The 22,201-nt window shown below is 69.6% G+C and carries 22 protein-coding genes; 9 read left to right on the forward strand and 13 right to left on the reverse strand.

Going from position 1 to position 22,201, the window contains the following annotated elements:
• Positions 1-97: 97 nt before the first annotated feature.
• Positions 98-526, reverse strand: coding sequence for an OsmC family peroxiredoxin (locus tag ABIA35_RS46255; protein WP_370347051.1), 429 nt, complete (start codon positions 524-526; stop codon positions 98-100).
• A 74-nt stretch (positions 527-600) separates the two neighbouring features.
• Positions 601-2,166 (reverse strand): DUF2079 domain-containing protein, encoded by a 1,566-nt coding sequence (locus tag ABIA35_RS46260; RefSeq protein WP_370347048.1) that lies wholly within the window; start codon positions 2,164-2,166, stop codon positions 601-603.
• Positions 2,167-2,257: 91 nt separating this feature from the next.
• Here ABIA35_RS46260 and ABIA35_RS46265 point away from each other — a divergent pair, with 91 nt between their 5' ends.
• The 3 genes from ABIA35_RS46265 to ABIA35_RS46275 all read left to right on the forward strand — a co-directional run bounded on the left by ABIA35_RS46265 (position 2,258) and on the right by ABIA35_RS46275 (position 3,869).
• Positions 2,258-2,647, forward strand: a complete 390-nt coding sequence (locus tag ABIA35_RS46265; protein ID WP_370347046.1) for a globin — start codon at positions 2,258-2,260, stop codon at positions 2,645-2,647.
• Between the two features lie 60 nt (positions 2,648-2,707).
• Entirely contained in the window at positions 2,708-3,061 is a 354-nt protein-coding gene (locus tag ABIA35_RS46270) for a DUF6204 family protein (RefSeq protein WP_370347044.1), read from the forward strand.
• Between the two features lie 112 nt (positions 3,062-3,173).
• Positions 3,174-3,869, forward strand: a complete 696-nt coding sequence (locus tag ABIA35_RS46275) for a M23 family metallopeptidase (protein WP_370362249.1) — start codon at positions 3,174-3,176, stop codon at positions 3,867-3,869.
• Between the two features lie 19 nt (positions 3,870-3,888).
• Here the strand turns inward: ABIA35_RS46275 and ABIA35_RS46280 are convergent, their stop codons facing one another.
• Positions 3,889-4,383 (reverse strand): MarR family winged helix-turn-helix transcriptional regulator, encoded by a 495-nt coding sequence (locus ABIA35_RS46280; protein ID WP_370362250.1) that lies wholly within the window; start codon positions 4,381-4,383, stop codon positions 3,889-3,891.
• Positions 4,384-4,494: 111 nt separating this feature from the next.
• Here ABIA35_RS46280 and ABIA35_RS46285 point away from each other — a divergent pair, with 111 nt between their 5' ends.
• Positions 4,495-4,995: a YceI family protein gene (locus ABIA35_RS46285; protein ID WP_370347038.1), complete on the forward strand. Its 501-nt coding sequence runs from the start codon at positions 4,495-4,497 to the stop codon at positions 4,993-4,995.
• A gap of 10 nt (positions 4,996-5,005) precedes the next feature.
• Here ABIA35_RS46285 and ABIA35_RS46290 read toward each other — a convergent pair whose 3' ends face one another.
• The 5 genes from ABIA35_RS46290 to ABIA35_RS46310 all read right to left on the reverse strand — a co-directional run bounded on the left by ABIA35_RS46290 (position 5,006) and on the right by ABIA35_RS46310 (position 9,995).
• On the reverse strand, positions 5,006-5,710 hold the full coding sequence (locus tag ABIA35_RS46290) for a hypothetical protein (RefSeq protein WP_370347036.1): 705 nt from the start codon (positions 5,708-5,710) through the stop codon (positions 5,006-5,008).
• Positions 5,707-6,186 carry an acyl-CoA thioesterase gene (locus ABIA35_RS46295; protein WP_370362251.1) on the reverse strand — a complete coding sequence of 160 codons (480 nt, stop codon included), beginning with the start codon at positions 6,184-6,186 and terminating at the stop codon, positions 5,707-5,709. The genes ABIA35_RS46290 and ABIA35_RS46295 overlap by 4 nt, the downstream gene beginning before the upstream one ends.
• On the reverse strand, positions 6,186-7,850 hold the full coding sequence (ettA, locus tag ABIA35_RS46300; RefSeq protein ID WP_370347032.1) for an energy-dependent translational throttle protein EttA: 1,665 nt from the start codon (positions 7,848-7,850) through the stop codon (positions 6,186-6,188). The genes ABIA35_RS46295 and ettA overlap by 1 nt, the downstream gene beginning before the upstream one ends.
• A 179-nt stretch (positions 7,851-8,029) precedes the next feature.
• On the reverse strand, positions 8,030-9,124 hold the full coding sequence (locus tag ABIA35_RS46305) for a phosphodiester glycosidase family protein (RefSeq protein ID WP_370362252.1): 1,095 nt from the start codon (positions 9,122-9,124) through the stop codon (positions 8,030-8,032).
• Between the two features lie 349 nt (positions 9,125-9,473).
• Positions 9,474-9,995: a single-stranded DNA-binding protein gene (locus ABIA35_RS46310; protein WP_370362253.1), complete on the reverse strand. Its 522-nt coding sequence runs from the start codon at positions 9,993-9,995 to the stop codon at positions 9,474-9,476.
• Between the two features lie 224 nt (positions 9,996-10,219).
• On the opposite strand from ABIA35_RS46310, the gene ABIA35_RS46315 reads away from it, so the two are divergent.
• Complete coding sequence (locus ABIA35_RS46315; RefSeq protein WP_370362254.1) at positions 10,220-12,082, forward strand: long-chain fatty acid--CoA ligase; 1,863 nt, start codon at positions 10,220-10,222, stop codon at positions 12,080-12,082.
• On the opposite strand, the gene ABIA35_RS46320 is transcribed toward ABIA35_RS46315, so the two are convergent.
• From ABIA35_RS46320 to ABIA35_RS46330, 3 genes are read right to left on the reverse strand one after another with little or no spacing between them, the layout of a single operon-like run.
• The gene (locus ABIA35_RS46320; protein ID WP_370362255.1) at positions 12,073-12,858 is read right to left on the reverse strand and encodes an oxygenase MpaB family protein; all 786 of its coding nucleotides are present in this window, start codon (positions 12,856-12,858) and stop codon (positions 12,073-12,075) included. The two genes, ABIA35_RS46315 and ABIA35_RS46320, sit on opposite strands and share 10 nt — an antisense overlap.
• Positions 12,855-13,229, reverse strand: a complete 375-nt coding sequence (gene crcB, locus ABIA35_RS46325) for a fluoride efflux transporter CrcB (RefSeq protein WP_370362256.1) — start codon at positions 13,227-13,229, stop codon at positions 12,855-12,857. The genes ABIA35_RS46320 and crcB overlap by 4 nt, the downstream gene beginning before the upstream one ends.
• Positions 13,214-13,834, reverse strand: coding sequence for a CrcB family protein (locus ABIA35_RS46330; protein ID WP_370362257.1), 621 nt, complete (start codon positions 13,832-13,834; stop codon positions 13,214-13,216). The genes crcB and ABIA35_RS46330 overlap by 16 nt, the downstream gene beginning before the upstream one ends.
• A gap of 328 nt (positions 13,835-14,162) precedes the next feature.
• Between ABIA35_RS46330 and ABIA35_RS46335 the strand changes: the two genes are divergently transcribed.
• Entirely contained in the window at positions 14,163-16,580 is a 2,418-nt protein-coding gene (locus ABIA35_RS46335) for a phosphocholine-specific phospholipase C (RefSeq protein ID WP_370362258.1), read from the forward strand.
• Between the two features lies 1 nt (position 16,581).
• Here ABIA35_RS46335 and ABIA35_RS46340 read toward each other — a convergent pair whose 3' ends face one another.
• On the reverse strand, positions 16,582-17,094 hold the full coding sequence (locus ABIA35_RS46340) for a GNAT family N-acetyltransferase (protein ID WP_370362259.1): 513 nt from the start codon (positions 17,092-17,094) through the stop codon (positions 16,582-16,584).
• Positions 17,095-17,141: 47 nt separating this feature from the next.
• Positions 17,142-17,480, reverse strand: a complete 339-nt coding sequence (locus ABIA35_RS46345) for a hypothetical protein (protein ID WP_370347013.1) — start codon at positions 17,478-17,480, stop codon at positions 17,142-17,144.
• Positions 17,481-17,685: 205 nt separating this feature from the next.
• Between ABIA35_RS46345 and ABIA35_RS46350 the strand changes: the two genes are divergently transcribed.
• The 3 genes from ABIA35_RS46350 to ABIA35_RS46360 all read left to right on the forward strand — a co-directional run bounded on the left by ABIA35_RS46350 (position 17,686) and on the right by ABIA35_RS46360 (position 21,960).
• Entirely contained in the window at positions 17,686-18,885 is a 1,200-nt protein-coding gene (locus ABIA35_RS46350; protein ID WP_370362260.1) for an MFS transporter, read from the forward strand.
• A gap of 47 nt (positions 18,886-18,932) precedes the next feature.
• Positions 18,933-20,237 (forward strand): D-arabinono-1,4-lactone oxidase, encoded by a 1,305-nt coding sequence (locus ABIA35_RS46355; RefSeq protein ID WP_370347009.1) that lies wholly within the window; start codon positions 18,933-18,935, stop codon positions 20,235-20,237.
• A 175-nt stretch (positions 20,238-20,412) separates the two neighbouring features.
• Positions 20,413-21,960, forward strand: a complete 1,548-nt coding sequence (locus ABIA35_RS46360; protein WP_370362261.1) for a choice-of-anchor A family protein — start codon at positions 20,413-20,415, stop codon at positions 21,958-21,960.
• Positions 21,961-22,201 lie beyond the last annotated feature (241 nt).

A 22,201-nucleotide genomic window follows, 5' to 3' on the forward strand; every position in this document is an offset into this window, starting at 1 on the left:
ACGATGTACGGGCTCCGGTTCGCCGGGATCCGTCTCCTGAGATGACTGAGGTCCCTGTCGCGAGACAGGGACCTCAGTCATTCGCGGGCTGATCAGCTCAGACGAGCGCGGCGTCCAGCGTGATCGACGGGACGCCGGCCAGCGCCTTGGACACCGGGCAGTTCGCCTTGGCGGTCTCGGCGGCGGTCTGGAAGTCCTCGGCGCTCAGGCCCGGCACGTCGGCGCGGACCACGAGCCGGATGCCGGTGATGCCCTCGCCGGGCTGGAAGTCGACCTCGGCGTGGGTGTCGACGCTGCGCGGCGGCGTGCCGGCGCCGGCCAGGCCGTGCGACAGCGCCATCGAGTAGCAGGTGGCGTGGGCGGCGGCGATCAGCTCTTCGGGGCTGGTCTGCTCCGCCGCCTCGGTGGCGCGCGACGCCCAGGTCACATCGAAGGTGCCGCTGTGCGACGAGGCCAGCGTGACGTTGCCCTTGCCGTCGAGGAGGCTGCCCTCCCAGTGCGTGTCGGCCTTGCGCGTAGTCGCCATGGGTGTCCCTACCTTCTTCCTTGCAACAGTCGAAAGCTCCTGACGCGATCCTCTCACGCGGTCGACCGCTCCGCTCAGCCAGTCCGTTTGAACACGAACACGTTGTTCTGGCGATCGGCGAACACTTCCTGGTAGCTGTAGCCCGGGTGCCGGGAGAGGACGAAGTCCAGCGCCGAGGTCTGCCCCTCCCACCCCGTGCGGTCGATGTCGAAGGCCACGTAGTCCGGCGGCACGACGATGTTCGGGTTGCCGATCCACAGCGTCTGGTCGCGCGCGGCCAGCGAGGGCAGCATCTCGACGGTGGTCTCCACGGTGATGCCGGGCGGGATCGTGGCTTCGGCGCGCTTGATGGATTCGGCGCGCGCGTCGGGGAACCAGGTCTGGTGGTGCAGCAGGTCCTGCAGCGGGAAGGACGGCGTCAGCGCGGCGGCGATCGCGAGCATGGCGACGGCCCCGTGCTTGAGCTGGGCGTCGCCGATGGTGCGCAGCCAGGTGCCGCGCTCCGGAGAGCCGTCGGGGTCGGCCGCGTCGCGTTCCCGGGATTCCCGCATCAGGATCAGTCCGTGGATCGCGGCGGCGAAGACCACGACCATCGGGACCACGCTGTAGTGGAAGTCCGTGCCCCAGTAGGACGGCATGACGTTGATGAAGCGGGCCACCAGCGCGGGCACGACGAGCAGGACCAGCGGGGAGCGCAGCGCGACGAATGCGACCGGCAGAAGCGTCATCAGCATCGTGCGCTCCTTGTCGCCGATGCCGTTCACGAACTGCCGGGGAACACAGGTGAGCAGCTTGCCAACGCCGCTGTGGAGCTTGGGGTCCAGGCAGCCGCCCTCGTTCCAGTACTCGTAGACGCCGTTCGGGTTGAAGTGCGGTATGACGATCTTCACCAGGAGGGAGGTCGTCAGCGCCCCGATCGCGATGCCGCAGGCGAGGACCGCCCCTTGGGAGAAGCGGCGGCCCTGGCAGCGCGTCCGGGCCACGACCATCGCGATGATGATCGGGACGAGCAGCGCGAGGTCTTCCTTGACGAACAGCAGCGGTAACGCCCACAGGATGGTCTTGCGGTTCTCGGCACGGATGTAGGCACAGAGGCTGAACGCTAAGGCGGGGACCGCGAAAGCCACCTCATGGAAGTCGAAGTTCGCGGCCTGGACGACGCCCCAGGACAGGCCGAAGGCGGCGCCTATGGCGTATCCCTGATGGCGGCCCACCAGATCGATCGCGGTTCTGGTGATCGGGACGGCGGCCAGGGCGAGGAGCACGGACTGCGCCACCAGAAGCGTGACCGGCGTCGGGAAGACACGGAAGAACGGTGCCAGGAGCATCAGGATCGGATGCCAGTGGTCGCCCAGGAGGTCCATGTTCTGGCCCCGGATACCCACCATGGGGGCCTGCAAGTGCGCGTAGCCGCGGACTGCTTCGGTGAAGATGCCGAGGTCCCAGGACATGGAATCACGGCGTTCGTAGCGGAGGATGGAGATCAGCGCATAGAGGACAAATGAGACGGCGGCTATAAGCCACGGCGCATAGCGGGCAAGCTTGTTCGGCGGCTCCGCTATGGACTCCGGGAAGGTGTCTTGTGGGTCGTCTATAGGGGGGTGCTCTATAGCGAGATCTGCGGGATCGACTGTTCCCATGGCTTTCGTGAACCCCGTATCCAGCGCTTTTGACTCCCCCGACATGCATGCAGCATAGAACCCGCCCCTCGAGCGGTGGGACAATGGGGGTGTGAGTGATCGCGAGGAACCCGTCACGTTCTACGAGGCGGTCGGCGGCGCGCCGACCTTCCGGAAGCTGGTCGCGCGCTTCTATGAAGGCGTGGCGACCGACCCACTACTGCGGCCGATGTACCCCGAGGAAGACCTCGGCCCCGCTGAGCAACGCCTGCTTATGTTCCTGGAACAGTATTGGGGCGGGCCCACCACATACTCGGAGCAACGCGGCCATCCACGCCTGCGCATGCGCCACTTCCCGTTCAAGGTCGACCCGGCGGCGCGTGACGCCTGGCTGATCCACATGCGGGTGGCGGTGGACGAGCTCGAACTGCCGCCGCTGTACGCCGCGGAACTGTGGGACTACCTTGTGCGCGCCGCACACAGCATGGTCAACGCAGAGTAGAAATCCAGCAGAGCAGAAATCCACTCGTGGCGCCGGCCGCGGCGGTTTAGGGTCGGCGCCATGGACGAACGCACCTTCCGGGTCATGGTCCGCGGCTCTTTCGACGCCCTGACCGACGACCAGCGTGCCGCGCTGCTCGCCGAGGCGGCGGAGCACGATGTGCTGAACGCGGCGTTCACGCCGGAGGGGCAGCTCACGTACGACCTGAAGATGCGGCCGTTCTTCACGTTCCGGTACCTGGAGCACGGCGAGCGCGAGGAGGACATCGTCGCCGCCGGCGAGATCGCGCAGGCCAAGGCGGAGCAGTGGCTCACGGAGCACGGCTACGGGTACAAGGGGCTGAAGGTCAGCGCGGAGGACATGGCGCTGATGCCGCTGGCGAAGCGACAGCGGAAGGCTCGGGCCGCGGGGTAAGGGCGAGCTCGCTCACACGCGGCTCGCTCGAGGTAACGCTTGGCCAGTGCGAATAGCAGCACGTGACATACATGTCACTCTCCAGAGTGCCCTATTTGTCTACGTTTGACGGATGCCTTCCGCACGCCTCCGCAAGCCCGACCATCGCCGTTCGCTGTTCATCGCGGTCGGCGCCGGCCTTTCCCTGATGCTGGTCGCCGTCGCGACCCCGGCCGCCGGGGCACATCCCGGTATCCCGATCGCCAAGGCGCAGGAAGCTGTGGCCGCCGCCATACCGGCTGTGGCTCCTGAGGCTGTGGCTCCTGAGGCTGCGCCTGCTCCCGTCCCTGCGCCTGCTCCGGCCCCCGCTCCGGCCTCGGCCCCGGCTCCGACCCCCGCCGCGGCCCCGGCACCGGCCCCGGCACCGCAGCCCACCCACGTCTCACCGCTCCCCGGCGCGCGCGTGACGGCCACCTTCGGTGCGAGCGGGACGAACTGGAGCAGCGGCAAGCACACCGGCCTCGACCTCGCCGCGCCCTACGGCACCCCGATCAAGGCGGCCGCCGACGGAACGGTCGTCTCCGCCGGCTGGTCCGGGCCCTACGGACTGCGCGTCGTCGTGAAGCACGCCGACGGCACCTCCACCGCGTACAACCACATGTCGCGGATCGAGGTCTCGCGCGGCCACATCGCGGTCGGGCAGACCGTCGGGCGGCTCGGCTCCACCGGCAACTCCACCGGTCCGCACCTTCACTTCGAGGTGACGTCCGCCGACGGCACGCTGGTGGACCCGTTGCACTGGCTGCACGACCAGGGCGTCACGGTCTGACCGACCGCGCACCCCGCGCTCAGCACTCCCCGCCGCCGCCGGGATCCAGCCCGACCACCGACTTCACCAGGGCCGCGAACCCTTCCTCCCCCATCGGCTCCAGCGCGCGCTCACGCAGTGCCCCGAGGAAGGTCTGGATCGCCTCGCTCGCGACCCGCAGCCCGTACTCGGTCAGCGTCACCAGGATCACCCGGCGGTCGGCAGCCGAGGGGCCGCGGTCGATCATGGCGGCCTCGGCGAGGCGGTCGGCGACCTTGGTGGTGCCGGCCGTGGAGAAGCCGAGGACCGCCGAGAGCTGGCTCATCTTCGCGGTGTACTCCGGGCTGCTCGCCAGGTACCACAGCGCCTGGAAGGCCGAGGGCGCCACGCCGGTCCTGGCCTCGACGTCGTCGAGCAGGCGCCCGTTCAGCCGCCGGAACGCCCCCTGGAGCTGGTTCCACTGCTGCAACAGCGCCAGGTCCGCAATCGAGGGGCAGGTCCCTTCTCCCCCGCTGCACCCATCCGTCCCGTTCACGTTGACCAGGATAGGTCACCGAGCTACTATCTCGCCAGTTAGATAATTACTGGCGAGAAGATAGCGTGCTACCTATCAGCTCGGCCATCACGACCTTTCAGGGAGCCCGTCATGAGCGAGAAGTGGACCCTCGATCCCTCCGGCCACGAGGTGGCCGTCAGGAACAAGACCTTCTGGGGCCTGGCCACGGTCCGCGGCGTCTTCAAGACCGTGCACGGCGAGGGGGTGCTGGCCGAGGACGGCACCGGCGAGGGCGTCGTCACCGTCGAGTCCGCCTCGCTCGACACCCGCCTGGCCAAGCGCGACACCCACCTGCGCTCGGGCGACTTCTTCGACGTCGAGCGGCACCCGACGTTCCAGTTCGTGGTGGACCGGATAGGCCCGGTCAGCGCGGACAGCAACGAGGCGCAGGTCCAGGGCACGCTGAAGGTGCGCGACATCGTCAAGCCCCTGACGTTCATCGCGCACGCCGACCGGCGCGCCGACACCGTCACGCTGAGCGCGACGATCCCCTACACCCGCGCGGACTTCGGGATGACCTGGAACCAGCTCGGCATGATGGCCGCCAAGGGCGAGATCAGCGTGAAGCTGCGGTTCACGCGGCAGGGCTGAGCCGGGGCTCTCAGCTGAGCAGACCGGACCCGGTCCGCAGCACTATCGTCCCGAACGGCGCGTCCAGCCGCAGCCACCGGCCCGCCGAGCGCACCGCGGCCGACGCGGACTGCGCCTGCCCGAGGAACGCCATGGCGCGCGCGGCGTGCGCAGCCCGCACCGGCAGCCCGAACGACAGGGGACGGTCCCAGATCTCCGCGGCGATCCGGTCCACCTCCGCGCGCGTCCGCTCCCGGTCCGGGATCGCCTCGGCGCGCGCCTTGAACTCGGCGATGCCGCCGAGCGCTGCGGTCTCCACCTCCGCCACCGGCAACTCGCCGACCGTGCGCCAGCCGGAGCGCGGCGGCAGGAACCCGGTCCAGGCGGTCGCCCCGGCCAGCGGGCGGGGCAGCGGCAGTTCGCCGTCGTCGGCGATCGCGTGCAGCAGGTCGCCGGCCGAGACGGTGACGTCGGCCTCGACCTGCACGGCGGTCCGGACCTCGGCGCCACCGCCGGAATCGGCTTCGGCCCCGGCCGCCGATCCGGCGGGATCCAGTGCGAGGGTGCGCAGGGTCAGCACGTCGAACGGCGGCTGCCCGTAGACCCCGACCGCCGAGCCCGACGCCACCACCCGTACCGCCGCGGCCTTGTCGAACCGCAGCAGCCGCGTGAGGTATCCGCCGAGGTCGGCCGCCTCGTCCGCACCGGCCAGCCGCAGCGCCGACACCGCGCTCACGCTCCCGCCGGGGTGTAGTACTCGGCGAGGTAGTCCTTCTCCACCTGCGACAGCCGCCGCAGGTGGTTTCCCTCGATGTTGAACGGCACCAGAACCGAGGAAGCGGTCGCGTAGACGGCCTCGTCGTCGCTGACCTCGTAGGCCACGGTGAACTTCGCCGTGGCGATGGCGGTCACCCAGACCTCGACGCGCACCGGCTCGGGCCGGTAGACCAGCGGGCGCCGGTACTCGATCTCGTGCTTGGCCACCACCGTGCCGAACGTGGCGAACCCCTCCACCCCGGCCTCGGCGGCGCGGCGGAACATCCAGTCCACCCGCGCCTCTTCCAGGTAGCGGAGGTAGACCACGTTGTTGACGTGCTGGTAGGCGTCCATGTCGGACCACCGCAGCGGGCACAGGTACACGTGCCGTCTCCCCGGTCCGGCCGGGGAGGCGGTCCTCGTGCGGTCCGTGCTGGTCTGGGCGGTGCCGGTCATCAGTCGCGCGTCAGCTTCCGGTAGGTGGCACGGTGCGGGCGCAGCGACTCCGGGCCAAGGCGCTCGGCCTTGTTCTTCTCATAGCCCTCGAAGTTGCCCTCGTACCAGAACCACTTCGAGTCGCCCTCCCACGCCAGGATGTGCGTGGCGACCCGGTCCAGGAACCAGCGGTCGTGGGAGATGACCACGGCGCAGCCGGGGAATTCCAGCAGCGCGTTCTCCAGCGACGTGAGGGTCTCCACGTCCAAGTCGTTGGTGGGCTCGTCGAGCAGCAGCAGGTTGCCGCCCTGCTTCAGGGTCAGCGCCAGGTTCAGCCGGTTGCGCTCGCCGCCGGAGAGCACCCCGGCCGGCTTCTGCTGGTCCGGGCCCTTGAAGCCGAACGCCGAGACGTAGGCCCGCGAGGGCATCTCGACCTGACCGACCTTGATGTAGTCCAGGCCGTCGGAGACGACCTCCCACAGGCTCTTCTTCGGGTCGATGCCGGCGCGGTTCTGGTCGACGTAGGAGATCGAGACGGTCTCGCCGACCTTCACCGAGCCGCCGTCCGCCTGCTCCAGGCCCACCATGGTCTTGAACAGCGTGGTCTTGCCCGCGCCGTTCGGACCCACGACGCCGACGATGCCGTTGCGCGGCAGCGTGAACGACAGGTCGTCGATCAGCACCCGGTCGTCGAAGCCCTTGACCAGGTCGGACACCTCGATCACGACGCTGCCCAGACGCGGGCCCGGCGGGATCTGGATCTCCTCGAAGTCCAGCTTGCGGATCTTGTCCGCCTCAGCGGCCATCTCCTCGTAGCGGGCCAGCCGCGCCTTGCTCTTGACCTGGCGCGCCTTGGCGTTGGAGCGGACCCACTCCAGTTCTTCCTTCAGGCGCTTCTGCCGCTTGGCGTCCTTCTGCCCCTCGACCCGCATACGCGAGGCCTTGGTCTCCAGGTACGTCGAGTAGTTGCCCTCGTAGGGGTAGGCCCGGCCGCGGTCCAGCTCCAGGATCCACTGCGCGACGTTGTCCAGGAAGTACCGGTCGTGGGTGACGGCGACCACGGTCCCGGCGTACTTCTCCAGGTGCTGCTCGAGCCAGTTGACCGACTCGGCGTCCAGGTGGTTGGTGGGCTCGTCGAGCAGCAGCAGGTCCGGCGCCTCCAGCAGCAGCTTGCACAGCGCCACCCGCCGCTTCTCACCGCCGGAGAGCACCTTGACGTCGGCGTCGCCGGGCGGGCAGCGCAGGGCGTCCATGGCCTGCTCGATCTGCGAGTCCAGCTCCCAGGCGTTGCGGTGGTCCAGCTCGTCCTGCAGCTTGCCCATCTCGGCGAGCAGCTCGTCGGAGTAGTCGGTGGCCATCTGCTCGGCGATCTCGTTGAACCGCTTGAGCAGGTCCAGGGTCTCCTTGACGGCCTCCTGGACGTTCTCCAGGACGTTCTTGGACTCGTCCAGCGGAGGCTCCTGCAGCAGGATGCCGACGGAGGCGCCGGGTGCGAGGTTGGCGTCGCCGTTCGACGCCGTCTCCAGCCCGGCCATGATCTTCAGCACGGTGGACTTACCCGCACCGTTCGGGCCGACGACGCCGATCTTCGCCCCAGGAAGGAACGACAGGGTCACGTCGTCGAGGATGACCTTGTCGCCGTGGGCCTTACGCGCCTTGCGCAGGGTGTAAATGTACTCCGCCATAACCTAGAGCTTAGTTGCCGCGGGTTAATGGTTATGACGCCGTCACTCGGAAGGCGGGGATGTGACGGGGCTCACCTGCTCCGACGCTCCGACACCACCCCTTCTTCAGGACCCTGATTCACTCGCCGTTCACCACCGCGCCGCCGGTCACGCCCCGGATCCCGCCGCTTCCCGCCCCTTCAGCAGGCCATAGCCTGACCGGGAGCATCGCCGCCGGGACGCCAACGCGCCACACCACCGGCGTCCACACACTCCCCTTGCGAACCAGTGGCGCGCGCATAGACGGCGACGAAGTCGCGCGCGGAGTGACTGAAGTAGCGCTCGGCGGCCCGCGGGTAGTCGCCCCACTTGAAGGGACGCGGATCACCGGGGTCCGCGGAGGAGTCGTACGCCATGAAGGACGGCCAGCTGATGTTGATGTCCAGCTCCATGGCCCGCACGGCGCCGGCCTGCTGCAGCGCGGTCGCCAGCGACCGCGGCGACATCGTCGGACCGAGCGCGAAGACCACGTCGCCGTCCGCGGTGACACCGACCCCGGAGCGCCGCACGTAGGTGGCGCCGCCATCGGTGACACCCCAGGTGAACAGCGAGTCGATGTCCCCGGCGATCCGCCCGCCGTCGATCATCAACCGCCGCTGCTGCCGCACCCCGACGATGTCGGGACCGAGTGTCACATCACGGCCCCACACCCCGACGGTGAACGAGCCATCACTCCGGAACACCTCGGCGGCGACCCCGGGCACGAGCGGACCGTACTGCTTGCCGCCGAGATAGAAGCCACCACCGGAATCACCCATCAGGAAGCCGCCATTCCACGTGGCGACAAGCCCGTCCCGCCGATCCCGCGGCACCATGTCGGGCTGCGACCAACTACCGCCGGGCTGCGAATACCCGGGATGCAGCTCGAACCGCGCGGCGGACTCCTTGATCCACGCGATCGCCACCGGCGAGGACGTCCCGGCGGCGCGCAGCATCGTGCCCTGCACGACCGGCACCCCGCGCGAGTCGGCGGCGAGCACCCGCCACTGCCCCTCGTCGGCGAACGCCCGCGCCGCCGCCGCGACGAGCGGGGCCTGCAGGGGGTAGGCGTGCGGCTGGTTCCCGCGAACGGCGGCGGGCTTCGCCGCGGGCAACGTGCTGCCGACGGCGAGCCCCTGCGCGGGCGCGGCGGCCGGGCCCGACACGGTGCGCGCGCAGACCACGCCGGTGACCGCTGCGGCCACGGCGGCGCTGACCGCCAGTGCTGGAATCCATCGCGCGCGACCGCGCTTCATGTCACCCACTGCGATTATGTGCCCGGCGCGGGTGATGGGCAGACGGCGCCGAATGGCTGATGTGGGTGGGGTGCGTGCTCGGCTCGGCCGTGCGGCCGCGTGGCCGATCAGCGGCACGATGGCTCGGCCGGAATCGTGGTGGGCAGCCAGCGCCGCATGGCTCATGTGGGCGGGGTGCGTGCGCGGCTCGGCCGTGCGGCCGTGCGGCCGCGTGGCCGCGTGGCCGATCAGCGGCGCGATGGCTCGGCCGGGATCGTGGTGGGCAGCCGGTGCTGCCGCTGCCGGATTCGCCGGGGCGACCGGTCCCCGCGACCGGTCGCCTGGCTCAGCGCTTGAAGTCAGCGTCGTGTCATGCCGCCGCCGGCAGGCTCATCACCTCCGCGGGTGCGGGCGCTTTCTCAACGCTCGCGGGTTCCGGGCCGGCCGTCGGCAGGGCCGTCGTTTCGGTCTCGGTCGTGGCCGCCGCCTCCTCGCGGCGGCGGCCGGGGCCCGGGATGCGGGTGCCGCCGGGCGGGGTGGACTGGCGGTAGACGGTGGTGCCCCAGCGGAGGTCGTGGCCGATGGCTTGGATGTCGAGTTCGGCGGTGGTCATGTTCTCCTCGCCGCGGCGCCAGCGGCTGATGCGCAGGCGGCCGGTGGCCACCACGGGGTCGCCGACGCCCATGCTGCTCGCGACGTGGTCGGCCAGGGAGCGCCAGCAGACCGCGCTGAAGTAGTTGGGGTCGCCGTCGGTCCAGGTGCCGGTACGTTTGTCGTAGCGGCGGGGGGTGTTGCGGATCTGGAAGCGGGCGATCGGGTTGTTGTCGGTGGACTGGCCGTAGCGGATGTCGCTGCAGACGGTGCCGACCACGGTGACGGTGGTTTCGTTCATCGGTGCATCCCCCTGGATGTGCTGATGTGCTGATGCTGGGTTTCTGGGTTGTTCGCGGGGTGATCGCCTGCCCCGGATTTGCCGTGGGACTATGCTCGCATTCTTCGCCAATCGGGCACAAGGGTTCGAGGACGGTGCACTCTTTCGGCCCAGTCAGGGCTCTTCCGTGGGGCGGTGGGCGGTTTTAGTGTTTGCCGAAACGCCGCCGACGCAGGAGGTTCGTCGTGACCGGAACCGTGGACAACGCCGCCGAGGACTTCTTCGCCGTGATCGCGGGGCAGACCGTGCCATCGCTGCTGGAGCGCAATGCGGTCGAGTTCGGGGAGCGGGCGGCGATCACGAGTGCTCCGGATGCCGACGGGCAGACCAGTACCCTGACGTGGGCCGAGTTGCGGGAGCGCGCCGCGGAGTTCTCCGAGGGGCTGGTGGCGCTGGGCCTGGAGCCCGGGGACCGGCTGTTGACCATGATGTCCAGTCGGCCCGAGCACTGGATCACCGACTACGGCGCCCAACATGCCCGCGCCATCCCCTGCACCGCCTACGCCACCCTGTCCACCGAGCAGATCGGCTTCGTCGCCGCGCACAGTGCCGCGCCGATCGTCGTGCTGGAGGGCCGGCAGGAGATCGAGCGCTGGCAGCCGATACTGGCGGACCTGCCCGCGTTGCGGCATCTCATCGTGGTCGAGGAGGCCGACTGCGTCGTCACCGGCGAGGACGCGCACGGCAAGCAGTTCCTGCCCTACAGCGCGGTGATGGCGATCGGCCGGGAGCGGCTGGCGGGCAGTCCGAGCCTGTTCGAGCAGCGGTGGAAGCAGATCCGGCCGGAGGATCCGGTCGGGATGATGTACACCTCCGGGACCACCGGTGATCCCAAGGGTGTCGTGCTGACGCATCTCAACGTGCTGTACGAGGCGGCGGTCGTCGACGCCATCACCACGATCGAGGACTTCCCGGACACCATCGCCTACCTGCCGCTGGCGCACATCGCCGAGCGCGAGCTGAGCCTGTACGGCTCCGTCATGAAGGTCGCGCACGTCCATCTGTGCCCCGACCCGCGCCAGGTCGTCGGCGCGCTCGGCCGGGTCCACCCCGGCGGGCTGTTCGGCGTGCCGCGCATCTGGGAGAAACTCGCCGCGGGGGTCCAGGGCCTGGTCAAGGGGGCCGATCCGGCGCAGCGCGAGGCGTTCGAGAAGGCGCACGCGCTCACCCTGGAGGCCTCCGAGCTGCTCACGGCCGGCAAGCAGGTGCCCGAGGAGCTGGCGCGGGCCGTCGAGGAGGCCGACCGCACCGTGCTGGCCCCGGCCCGCTCCCTGCTCGGCCTGGACCGGGTCACCCGCGCGACCAGCGGCGCGGCCCCGATCTCGGTGGAGACCCTGCGCTACCTGCACGGCCTGGGCGTCCCGCTGATGGAGGTCTGGGGCATGTCCGAGACCAGCGGCGCGGCGACGGTGTGCACGCCGGAGGCGAACCGCGTGGGCACCGTCGGCAAGGCGGTGCCGGGGGTGGAGCTGAGGATCGGCGAGGACGGCGAGGTGTTCGTCCGCGGCCCGATCCTGCTGGCCGGCTACCTGCAGCCGGACGGCAGCGTGCTGTCCCCGCTGGACGCCGACGGCTGGCTGGCCACCGGCGACGTCGGCACCCTGGACGCCGACGGCTTCCTGACCATCACCGACCGCAAGAAGGAACTCATCATCACCTCGGGCGGCAAGAACATCGCCCCGACGCTGATCGAGAGCCACCTGACCGCGCACCCGGCGGTCGGGTTCGCGGTGGCGATCGGCGACCGCCGCCCCTACGTCACGGCGCTGATCGTCCTGGACGCGGACGTGTACGCCGGCGACGCCGCGAACTCCCCCGAGGCGCGCGCCGCCGTGGACCAGGCAGTGGAGAAGGCCAACGCCAAGCTCTCCCGGGTCGAGCAGGTGAAGAAGTACACGATCATCCCCGGTCCCTGGACCCCGGATACCGGCGAGGTCACGCCGAAGCTGAGCCTGCGCCGCCGCGTCATCACCGAGCGCTACGCCGACGTCATCGGCCAGATGTACGTGGAGACGGAAGGGAACGGCGAGGAGGAGCTTCACGCATAGGCGCGGAAACGCCTACGGAAGTACTGCATGTAGAACGTCATGGGCAGGCGACGTACCCGCCGGGGAACCCGCGGGTACGCCAGCCGCGCCGCACGCACCCCGAACCGGAACAGCCGCTCGCGCCGCGCGTCCCAGACGAGCCCGAACTCGTCCCGCAAGTGCTCCGGCAGCAGCCCGGTCGTGATGAGCCGGTTCACCGGCAACAGCGGACGCAGATAGAACGGGACCGCCCGGCTGTAGAGCAGGTCGTGGCAGATGCGCTTGGCATCGTCGGAGACCACCAGTGCCGCCAGCGCACCGTCCCAGTACTTCTCGAACTCCGCTACAGAAGACGGCCACATGTCCTCGGGACAGCCGAGGAGAGTTCCGTATAGCGCGCTCTCCCGGCAGAACTCCTCCTGCATCGCGGCAGGCATCGGCCCGAGCGTCAGCTCGTACATCTGGACCGCCGACTTGTAGAGCGTCGCGGCGACCCACAGTTGGAGGTCCGGATCATTCGCGGAGTACCCCGCCCCGGTGACGTACGTGTGGATCCGGTTCACGACACTGGCGACCCGCGCGGACTCCTCAGAAGTGCCGAGCGTAGTGCCGTAGATGAAGTCCAACGTCCCGCGCAGTCGCTTAAGGGGATTCTCCGTGAAGCGACTGTGTTCGGACACTCCCTGCGCCACCTTCGGGTGCGCCACCTGGAGCAGGATCGCGCGTCCGGCACCACCCAGGACGCAGGCCTCGCTCACGACCCGCTGGATCGCGGTCTCGTTCTGCCGTGTCGTCACTGCGCCAACCCCAATCCGGCCGCCCCCGCGAGCAGGCCCGCGGCAAGACTCACGCCGACGTTCGAGGCGGCCTTGGCGAACGCCCGTTCCTCCACGAGCCGCACGGTCTCGACACTGAACGTCGAGAAGGTCGTATAGGACCCGCAGAAGCCGGTACCGAGAATCGCCACCGCCTGCTTGGACAACCCGTCATGCGCTCCCATACCCACCAGCAACCCCAGGATGAACGCGCCGGAGACGTTGATCACAAGCGTGCCCCATGGGAAGGAGCCCCGGTTCCGGGACGCGACCAAGCGGTCTACGAGGTACCGCGCAGGCGCTCCCACAGCGGAAGCGAAGGCCACAAGGAGAAGCGTCATGCGCGGGACCATCCAGGGGAACGCCTGACGAGAACGGCGCGCGCCAGGAAGATGCCGAGTGCCGTGGCCGTCAGTCCGGCGAACAGGCTGCCGAACACGTCCAAGGCGGCCAGACCATAACGGCCCGCGGCCAAGAGCCGATCTGTGTCGATCATCCATGTGGAGAACGTCGTATAGGCGCCCAGGAAGCCGACCGCCCCGAAGGGACGCACATAGCGGGTCGGCGGCCACACCTCGATGACGCACACCAGCAGGACCGCCAGGACGAACGACCCGGTCACGTTGATCACGAACGTCGTCGTCGGGAACGTGTGCGCGGCGGTCGGGAACGCCTGGCCGAGCAGGTAGCGCGCGGGCCCGCCGAGGAACCCCCCGGCCGCGATGACCGCGATCACCCGCGCGGTGCTCGGAGCGGAGGTCGCCTCGGCGGCTGTGGGGGCGACCGGAGCCTCGACGCTGCTGCCCTCGCCCTCCGGCGGGATCTCGTGGTGCCATTCGTGGTGCGGCGCGAGGTGGTGCGGCCCGTGGTTCGTCCCGTCGCTCGGTCCGTGGCTCGGCCCGTGGCTCGGCCCGCCGTGGTGCGGCCCCGGGTCGGAGGGCGGCTGCGGGTGGTTCACGCGCCCATGATCGCCTGCGCGGCCGCCGATCACCAAAAACCCCGTCCCGGGCCGGAAAGGGGCATCGCGGGCATCCCCCGATTTGGCCATGGCACTCATAGCCGAATCAGGCCCCTACAGGTTGTTGACGCGCTGGCCACAGCCGTAGCGACGATGGACCGCGAGGCCGGCGGGCGTTCCCTTGGAGTCTCCTCCACCGACGCTTGGATTTTACCGTTACGCCTCAGATCGCGCATTTACAAGCACTGCGATGCGCACCTACATTCACAGGGCATCTCGCGCGAGCAGCCACCCTCACCCGATCTCCCACCACCACGCCTGGAGTGAGATGTCTCCCCTTTCCAGACGCAAGTTCCTGTCCGCCTCCGCGGCGGCGGCCGCCGGTGCCGCCTTGCTGCCGGAGACGCTGCGCACCGCCATGGCCGCCACCGCGGGCATGAGCGGCTCGCTCGGCGACATCGGCCACATCGTGATCCTCATGCAGGAGAACCGCAGCTTCGACCACTACTTCGGCACCCTGCCCGGGGTGCGCGGGTTCAACGACACGACGCCGTACCTGTTCCAGAACGGCACCACGGTGTCCGCCCAGCCCAACGGCAGCAAGACCATCCTGCCGTGGCATCTCAACACCCAGACCACCAGCGCGCAGTGCGTCCCGGACCTCGATCACAGCTGGTCCGGCATGCACAACGCCTGGGCCAACGGCTCGTACAACGGCTGGGTCGCGGCCAAGGGCGTGGACACCATGGGCTACTACACGCGGGCGGACGTCCCGTTCCAGTACGCCCTCGCCGACGCGTTCACCATCTGCGACGGCTACCACTGCTCGGTCATGGGCCCGACCAACCCGAACCGGCTGTACCTGTGGACCGGGATGATCGACCCGAACGGCACCGGCGGCGGCCCGGTCACCGACAACTCCGAGGCCGGCTACACCTGGACCACCTACCCCGAGCGGCTGCAGGCCGCCGGCGTGACGTGGAAGGTGTACCAGGAGACCGACAACTACGACGACAACGCGCTGGCCTGGTTCAACCAGTACAAGAACGCCGCCACCAGCAGCCCGCTCCACCAGCGCGGCATGGTGAAGTCCACGGACTCGGTCGCGGAGTTCCAGGCCGACGTCACCGCCGGGACACTGCCGCAGGTCTCCTGGATCGTCGCCCCGGCCGGCAAGTCCGAGCACCCGAACTACGCCCCGGCCCTGGGCGCGGACTACGTCTCGAAGATGCTCACCGCACTGGCGTCGAACTTGGACGTGTGGTCCAAGACCGTCTTCATCCTCAACTACGACGAGAACGACGGCTTCTTCGACCACGTCATCCCGCCGACCCCGCCGGCCGGCACCCCCGACGAGTTCGTCAGCGGCCTGCCGATCGGGCTGGGCGTGCGCGTGCCGCAGATCGTCATCTCGCCGTGGTCGCAGGGCGGCTGGGTGGACTCCACGATCTACGACCACACCTCCACGATCAGGCTGATCGAGGCCTGGACCGGTGTGCAGGAGCCGAACATCTCCGCCTGGCGGCGCGCGGTCTGCGGCGACCTGACCACCGCGCTGAACTTCGCCGGCACGACGACCACGTTCCCGACCCTGCCGGCCACCGGCCCGCTGGTGACCGCGGCGAACAACCAGTGCTCGACGCTGCCCGCGCCGACGCCTCCGGCGACGCAGAGCATGCCGACGCAGGAGTCGGGGACGAAGAGCCAGCGCGCCACGCTCTACCAGCCGAACGTCACCGGCCGGTACGACCTGGCCGCCGGCCGGTTCTGGACGGACTTCTCCAACGCCGGCGCACAGGCCGTCCCGCTGCAGGCCTACACCATGGCCTACCGGACCTTCGCGAACTGGCAGTACCTCGTCGCGCCGAACTCGACGTCCTCGGACTACTGGAGCGCGCAGAGCGTCAGCGCCGGCAAGTACTCGCTCGACGTGCACGGCCCCAACGGCTTCCTGCGCTCGTTCGTCGGCGACCTGACCACCATCAGCAACGCCTCGCTGCCGCACCTGGAGGTCAAGCCGAGCTACGACACGGCGAACAACGCGCTGGTGCTGACGATGACCAACACCGGCACGGCCTCGGCGGTGATCACCGTCAAGGCGAACAACTTCATCAGCGGCGGACCCTGGACCTTCACGGTCGGCGGCGGCGCGACCGTCACCCACTCCTGGTCCACCTCGGGCGGCTGGTACGACCTGACCGCCACCGCGAACGTCGGCGACAACTTCCTGCGCCGCTTCGCCGGGAAGATCGAGACCGGCCAGCCCGCGGCCCCCACCAGCAGCGGGGGCGGCGGCACGCCGGCCGTCCTGAGCCGGACCGGCTGGACGGTGAAGTACGTCGACAGCCAGGAGACGGCCGGCGAGAACGGCGCGGCGACGAACGCTATAGACGGCAGCACCTCCACGTACTGGCACACCCAGTGGTACAACGTCTCGCCGAACCCGCCGTGCCCGCACGAGGTCCAGCTCGACATGACCGCGTCGCACTCCGTGTCCGGCTTCACGTACCTGCCGCGACAGGACGGGAGCAACCACGGCTGGGTCGGCCAGTACGAGTTCTATGTGAGCGCCGACGGCACCAACTGGGGCACCGCGGTGGCGACCGGTACGTTCGCCAACGACAACACCCTGAAGACGGTCAACTTCACCGCGGCGACGGGCCGCTATGTGCGGTTCCGGGCGTTGACGGAGGTAAACGGGAACCCGTGGACCTCCTGTGCGGAGCTGAACGTTATAGGGATCTGATCTACCGGAAGAACTGGTAGCGCATCTCTAAAAGGTCGTGGGAGGGGTCCAGGTTGTGCGGCTGTTTCGCGCCGGTCAACTCGAACCCCTCCCGTTCGTAGAAGCGGCGCCCTCTGTCGTTGTCGTCACGGACCAGAAGGGTCAGGTCCTTGGCGTCCGTGGTCCGCGCAAAGTCCACACAAGCCTGGTTCAGGAGGCGAGCCACCTCCGTACCCCGCGCTTCGGGCCGCACATAGACGCCGAGCACGTGGTGCACGCCGGGGTGGGCGTTGTGCGGCATCACGCCCCACATACCGACCAGCTTGCCGGTGGTGTCGTCGACCGCGACGAAGAAGGCCTGCAAGTCCGAGGTGGCGTTGGTCCGCGCCCGCTCCTGCCACGTCTCGTCGGGGATGGCGAGCGCCTGCTCGTGGGTCTGCCCGAAGTTCGTCGGCGAGTCGATCAGCGCCGCCAGGCGCAGTTCTCGGTAGTCCCGCCACTCATCCGCTGTGGTGCGGCGCACGCTGTAAGCCATACAGCGCATCCTCACAGGCATACCGATCCAGGTGCCACGGAATTAGCTCAGGCGACCAGCCCGACGAACCCGGCGAGGAACGCCGGCGCCCCGAGCCCGACCAGGCCCCAGCCCACGACCTCCATCAGGCCCTCGCGCTTGCACTGCCGGTGGTGCTCGGCCCGGCCGCTGCTGAAGCGGGCCGTGGACTCGTGCAGCCACTTCGCTCCCCGGTCGGACATGTCCATGCGCCGGTAGGCGAGCACCCGGAGCACGTCCAGGGCCAGCACCAGCCCGAGCGCGACGAACACCAGCCCGAGTGTCACCGCGCCGGCGTCGCCCCACATGCTGTGCAGCGTGCCGGAGTGGTCCGCGAGGCGGTCGCCCAGGGACTTCGAAGCGATCATCCATGACTCCCAAAACAGTGGATGCGGGACGTCGACCGCGAACGCGGCGAACACGTCCCCAGCAAGAGTCTCACCTAAAGATCTGATAGTCGCGACATGTGGGACGAACGTGAGCAACGTTTCGATTAATTCATGGCGACCGGGCGTCCCACTCTCGCGGGTGCCCCAGCAGGCGCAGGAGTCCCACAAGTGTGACCATCGCCGTATGGTGGCCAAGCACTATGCCGCGATCTTCAAGGCGCCGGGGTCGAAGGGCTTCTCCTCCGCCGCGTTCGTGGGCCGGCTGCCGATGTCGATGCTCGGGCTGGGCATCATCTTGATGATCAAGGAGTCGACCGGGAAGTACGCGCTGGCCGGCGTGGTGGCCGGGACGATGGCGCTGGTGCAGGCGTTCTGCGGCCCGTTCCTGGCGCGGCTGATCGACCGGCGGGGCCAGGCCGAGATCGGGTTCCCGTCGCTGGTGGTCTCCACCACCGCGCTGATCTCGCTGATGCTCTGCGTCCGCTTCAAGGAGCCCACCTGGACCTGGTTCGCCTCGGCGGCGCTGGCCGGGGCCTTCCTGCCGAACGTCGGGGCGCTGGTGCGGGCCCGCTGGACCAAGGCGTACACCGGTACGCCCTCGCTGCACACCGCCTACTCCTTCGAGGCGGTGATGGACGAGGTCGTCTTCATGATCGGCCCGATCCTGGTCACCTTCCTGACCCTGCAGGTGCACCACGAGGCCGGGGTGGGCCTGGCCACCGGGTTCCTGGCGGCCGGGACCGCGGCGTTCCTGCTCCAGCACCGCAGCCAGCCCAAGCCGCATCCGGCCGCACACCACACCGGACCGCCGGCGATCGCCATCCCCGGCATGCGCGTGGTGCTGGTGTGCGCGATCGCGATCGGCGTGATGTTCGGGTCGATCGAGGTGGTCACCGTCGCCTTCGCCGAGGAGCACGGCCACGGCGACTGGTCCGGGCTGCTGCTGGCGGTCTACGCCGGCGGCTCGTTCGTCGCCGGGCTGATCTTCGGCGCGACGCACTGGTCCGCACCCCTGGCCCGGCGGATCCAGATCCTGCTGGCCCTGGTCCTGGTGACCGCGACGCCGATGACGCTGGCGCCGAACATCGGCGTGCTGGCGCTGGTGCTGCTGCTGGCCGGGTTCGCCATCTCCCCGACCCTGATCACCCTGGTCGCCCTGGTGGAGTACCTGGTCCCGGCGGCGCGGCTGACCGAGGGGATGGTGATCGAGACCACCGGCGCCGCGGTCGGGATCACCGCGGGTTCGGCGGTGTCGGGCTGGCTCATCGACCGTTCCGGGGCGCACACCGCATATCTGGTCCCAGTGGCAGGAAGCGCCCTCGCCCTCTTGACTGCGGTGCTCGGCTCGCGTTGGCTACGTCCGGGGGATCCGGCGATCGAGTGAACGGCGCGGCTCACGGCTGGCGTGCCGGCGGAAGAATCGGGTGAGGCGTGGCGGGCGCGAACGAGTGGTCCAACTGGGCGGGCAACCAGACGGCGAAGGCGGCCAAGGTGGTCACCCCGCGGACCGCCTCCGAGGTCGTCGAGATCCTGCGCACCGCCGACGACGACGGGATGACGGTCAAGGCGGTCGGCTCCGGCCACTCCTTCACCCCGGCCGCGGTCACCGACGGGATCCTGGTCAAGCCGGACGGCCTGACCCGGCTCAAGCAGATCGACCGCGAGGCCGGCCTGGTCACGGTCGAGTCCGGCATGCCGCTGCACCAGCTCAACGCGCTGCTCGCGGAGAACGGCCAGGCGCTCACCAATATGGGTGACATCCAGGTCCAGACCGTCGCCGGCGCGATCGGCACCGGCACGCACGGCACCGGCCGCGCCTCGGGCTCGATCGCCGCGCAGGTGGCGGCCCTGGAGCTGGTCCTGGCCAACGGCGAGATCGTGATCTGCTCCCCCACCGAGAACGCCGAGCTGTTCCAGGCCGCGCGCCTGGGCGTCGGGGCGATCGGCTACGTGACCGCCGTGACGTTCCGCACGGAGCCCTCGTTCCTGCTCACGGCCCGCGAGGAGCCGATGAAGCTGGACGCGGTGCTCGACGGCTTCGACGACCTGGCCGACAACAACGAGCACTTCGAGTTCTACTGGTTCCCCTACACGACCAGCACCAACATCAAGCGCAACAACCGCTCGGCGGGCCCGGCCGCACCGCTGTCCGGCTTCCGGCACTGGGTGGACGACGAGTTGCTGTCGAACTCGGTGTTCGGCGCGGCGCAGCGGCTGGCACGGACCGCGCCGCGGCTGACCAAGACGGTCTCGAAGGTCTCCGGCTCGGCACTGTCGGCACGCAGCTACACCGACCGCTCGGACAAGGTGTTCACCTCGCCGCGGCGCGTGAAGTTCGTGGAGATGGAGTACGCGGTCCCCCGCACCGCGTTCGTGTCGGCCTTCCGCGAGGTCACCCAGCTGATCAACGCCTCCAGCTGGAACGTGAACTTCCCGATCGAGGTGCGCGTGGTCCCGGGCGACGACCTGTGGCTGTCCACGGCGCACGGCCGCGACACCGCGTACATCGCCTGCCACATGTACCAGGGCACGCGGTTCGACGAGTACTTCAAGGCGGTCGAGCAGGTGCTCGTCGCGCACGAGGGCCGGCCGCACTGGGGCAAGATGCACACCCGCGACGCCGAGTACCTGGGCAAGACCTACCCGCGCTTCGAGGACTTCCTCGGGGTGCGCGACCGGGTGGACCCGAAGCGGATGTTCGCCAACGAGTACACCCGGCGCGTTTTCGGGGACTGAGACCCGGCTGCGCCGCGACCGTCGCAGGCGTGGCGGTCGTGGTACGGCACCAGCGCCCGCCCGGCGATGTTGAGTGATCGCTTTATCCGACCAATGCACGTGAGGGTCGGCGCGCCCCCACCCCCGGCGTCCCCTATCTCAGTGAGCGGACCTCCTACCATCGGCACCGAAAGTGATGGACCGATCACACTCGGGAGTCAGCGGTGGCGACGGATCAGGGAACCGACACGAAGAACCGGCGCAAGGCCGCGGTCCTCGGAGCGGGCGGGGCCGGGCTGGCCGCCGCCGCGCTGGCGGCGATGAGCGTGGCGCAGGGCGCCGTGGACCGGTCACCGGAACCTCGCCGCTGGCGCCACCGCTGGGCGCGTGCCTGGGATCGCAGTGCCCGGGGACATGGCCGCCGCCCTACAACGGCGACTTCGCCGGCCGCGACGCCGCGATCAACATCTTCGCCGGCGCCGACTTCTCGGTGACCGGTCGGGCCGCCGAGGCCGAGGGCAAGATCGTGGTGCTCAGGGACTTCCGCGAGGACAAGAACGGCGGCGGGATCTTCAACGCCGGCGAGGTCGGGGTCGGCTCGCGGGTGCCGCCGCCGGACGGGGCCGACTTCCTGACCGTCGGCCGGAACGTGGACATCGTGGACGGCAACCGGCTGCAGGTCGGCGGCAACGACTCCAAGACCACGGCCTACGGCAACCTGCGCTATGCCGGGACGCTGAGCGGCCAGGTGGAGGTGGTCCCGGCGGGTGAGTCGATCCACGACGCCGACGCCACCGGCCAGTACTCGTCGCTGCGGGGCTACATCGAGGACCGCTCCGAGTGCGCCGCCACCGCGACGGCGACCGGCAGCGTCACGGTGGACGGGCCGCAGGTGACCTTCACCGGCGACGGCACCAGCCTGCTGCAGGTCTTCGACGTGCCCGGCGACATCGGCGGGGACCGGGCCGCCGACATTGTCTTCACCGGGATCCCAGCCGGCGCCACCGTGCTCGTCAACATGACCGGGACCACCCCGACCGTGAACACCAACACCGGCAGCGGCCTGGCCGGGGACCCGACCACCGACCTGCGCCCGCGGCTGATGTGGAACATCCCGAACGCGACCACGGCCGAGATCAAGGGCGGGGCCCAGTTCCAGGGCTCGATCCTCGGCGGGAACCCGAGCGGGACGGTCACCATCTCGGCACCGGGACAGAACGGCCGGGTCTACGTGGCCGGGAACCTGGTTCTGACCAACTCGAGCGCCGGGGCCGAGATCCACGCGTATCCGTTCGACGGGGTGCTGCCGGAGTGCGGGTCGTCGCCGAACTCGAGCTCGTCGACCAGCACGACGCCGAGCACAGAGCCCACCACGACGGCGCCGACCAGCACCGAGCCGACGACCACGGCTCCCACCACCACCGAGCCGACCACCACGACCTCGACCTCAGAGCCGTCCTCACCATCCTCGCCGTCGTCGTCGAGCAGCAGCCCCTCCTCGTCGAGCTCGAGCAGCAGCTCCCCAAGCAGCTCCCCGCCGTCGTCCGCGCCCCTGCCGACGACGCCCGGCGAGAGCCGGCCGTCGGGGCGTCCCTCCGTCCCGCCCTCCGCCTCCCGGCGCGAGCACGGCCTGGCGGCGACCGGGGCCCGGTTCGCGCCGTTCCTCGGGCTGGCCGCCGCGGCGCTGTCCGTCGGGGCCGGTTTTGTGGCGTTCACCACCCGCAAGAAGGGCAAGCACGTCTAGCCACGGGCGATGGCGAGACGGCGGGTCCGCATCCCGGACGACAGTGGACGCGTCCGGGATGCGCTGCCAGGCTGATGAACATGTCCCGTGCCGGAATCGCCCTCGTCAGTCGACGCCACGTCGACTACGGACGTCTGTCCAGCATGGTCTGTACGGCCTGTACCGCGCTCTGACCCGCGCTTCGGCGGTTCGACTCCCGCGCCTCCTCCCTCCCGGCCGTACGAACCTTCCTTAAGGACCT

Source organism: Catenulispora sp. MAP12-49 (assembly GCF_041262705.1).
GTDB lineage: Bacteria > Actinomycetota > Actinomycetes > Streptomycetales > Catenulisporaceae > Catenulispora.

Excerpts from the sequence above, each read along its gene's own strand:
- ABIA35_RS46255 (WP_370347051.1), bottom strand. The coding sequence starts at position 526 with ATGGCGACTACGCGCAAGGCCGACACGCACTGGGAGGGCAGCCTCCTC.
- ABIA35_RS46260 (WP_370347048.1), bottom strand. The coding sequence starts at position 2,166 with ATGGGAACAGTCGATCCCGCAGATCTCGCTATAGAGCACCCCCCTATA.
- ABIA35_RS46270 (WP_370347044.1), top strand. The coding sequence starts at position 2,708 with ATGGACGAACGCACCTTCCGGGTCATGGTCCGCGGCTCTTTCGACGCC.
- ABIA35_RS46275 (WP_370362249.1), top strand. The coding sequence starts at position 3,174 with ATGCCTTCCGCACGCCTCCGCAAGCCCGACCATCGCCGTTCGCTGTTC.
- ABIA35_RS46285 (WP_370347038.1), top strand. The coding sequence starts at position 4,495 with ATGAGCGAGAAGTGGACCCTCGATCCCTCCGGCCACGAGGTGGCCGTC.
- ABIA35_RS46295 (WP_370362251.1), bottom strand. The coding sequence starts at position 6,186 with ATGACCGGCACCGCCCAGACCAGCACGGACCGCACGAGGACCGCCTCC.
- ettA (WP_370347032.1), bottom strand. The coding sequence starts at position 7,850 with ATGGCGGAGTACATTTACACCCTGCGCAAGGCGCGTAAGGCCCACGGC.
- ABIA35_RS46305 (WP_370362252.1), bottom strand. The coding sequence starts at position 9,124 with ATGAAGCGCGGTCGCGCGCGATGGATTCCAGCACTGGCGGTCAGCGCC.
- ABIA35_RS46310 (WP_370362253.1), bottom strand. The coding sequence starts at position 9,995 with ATGAACGAAACCACCGTCACCGTGGTCGGCACCGTCTGCAGCGACATC.
- crcB (WP_370362256.1), bottom strand. The coding sequence starts at position 13,229 with ATGGTCCCGCGCATGACGCTTCTCCTTGTGGCCTTCGCTTCCGCTGTG.
- ABIA35_RS46335 (WP_370362258.1), top strand. The coding sequence starts at position 14,163 with ATGTCTCCCCTTTCCAGACGCAAGTTCCTGTCCGCCTCCGCGGCGGCG.
- ABIA35_RS46340 (WP_370362259.1), bottom strand. The coding sequence starts at position 17,094 with ATGGCTTACAGCGTGCGCCGCACCACAGCGGATGAGTGGCGGGACTAC.
- ABIA35_RS46345 (WP_370347013.1), bottom strand. The coding sequence starts at position 17,480 with ATGATCGCTTCGAAGTCCCTGGGCGACCGCCTCGCGGACCACTCCGGC.
- ABIA35_RS46350 (WP_370362260.1), top strand. The coding sequence starts at position 17,686 with ATGGTGGCCAAGCACTATGCCGCGATCTTCAAGGCGCCGGGGTCGAAG.
- ABIA35_RS46360 (WP_370362261.1), top strand. The coding sequence starts at position 20,413 with ATGGACCGATCACACTCGGGAGTCAGCGGTGGCGACGGATCAGGGAAC.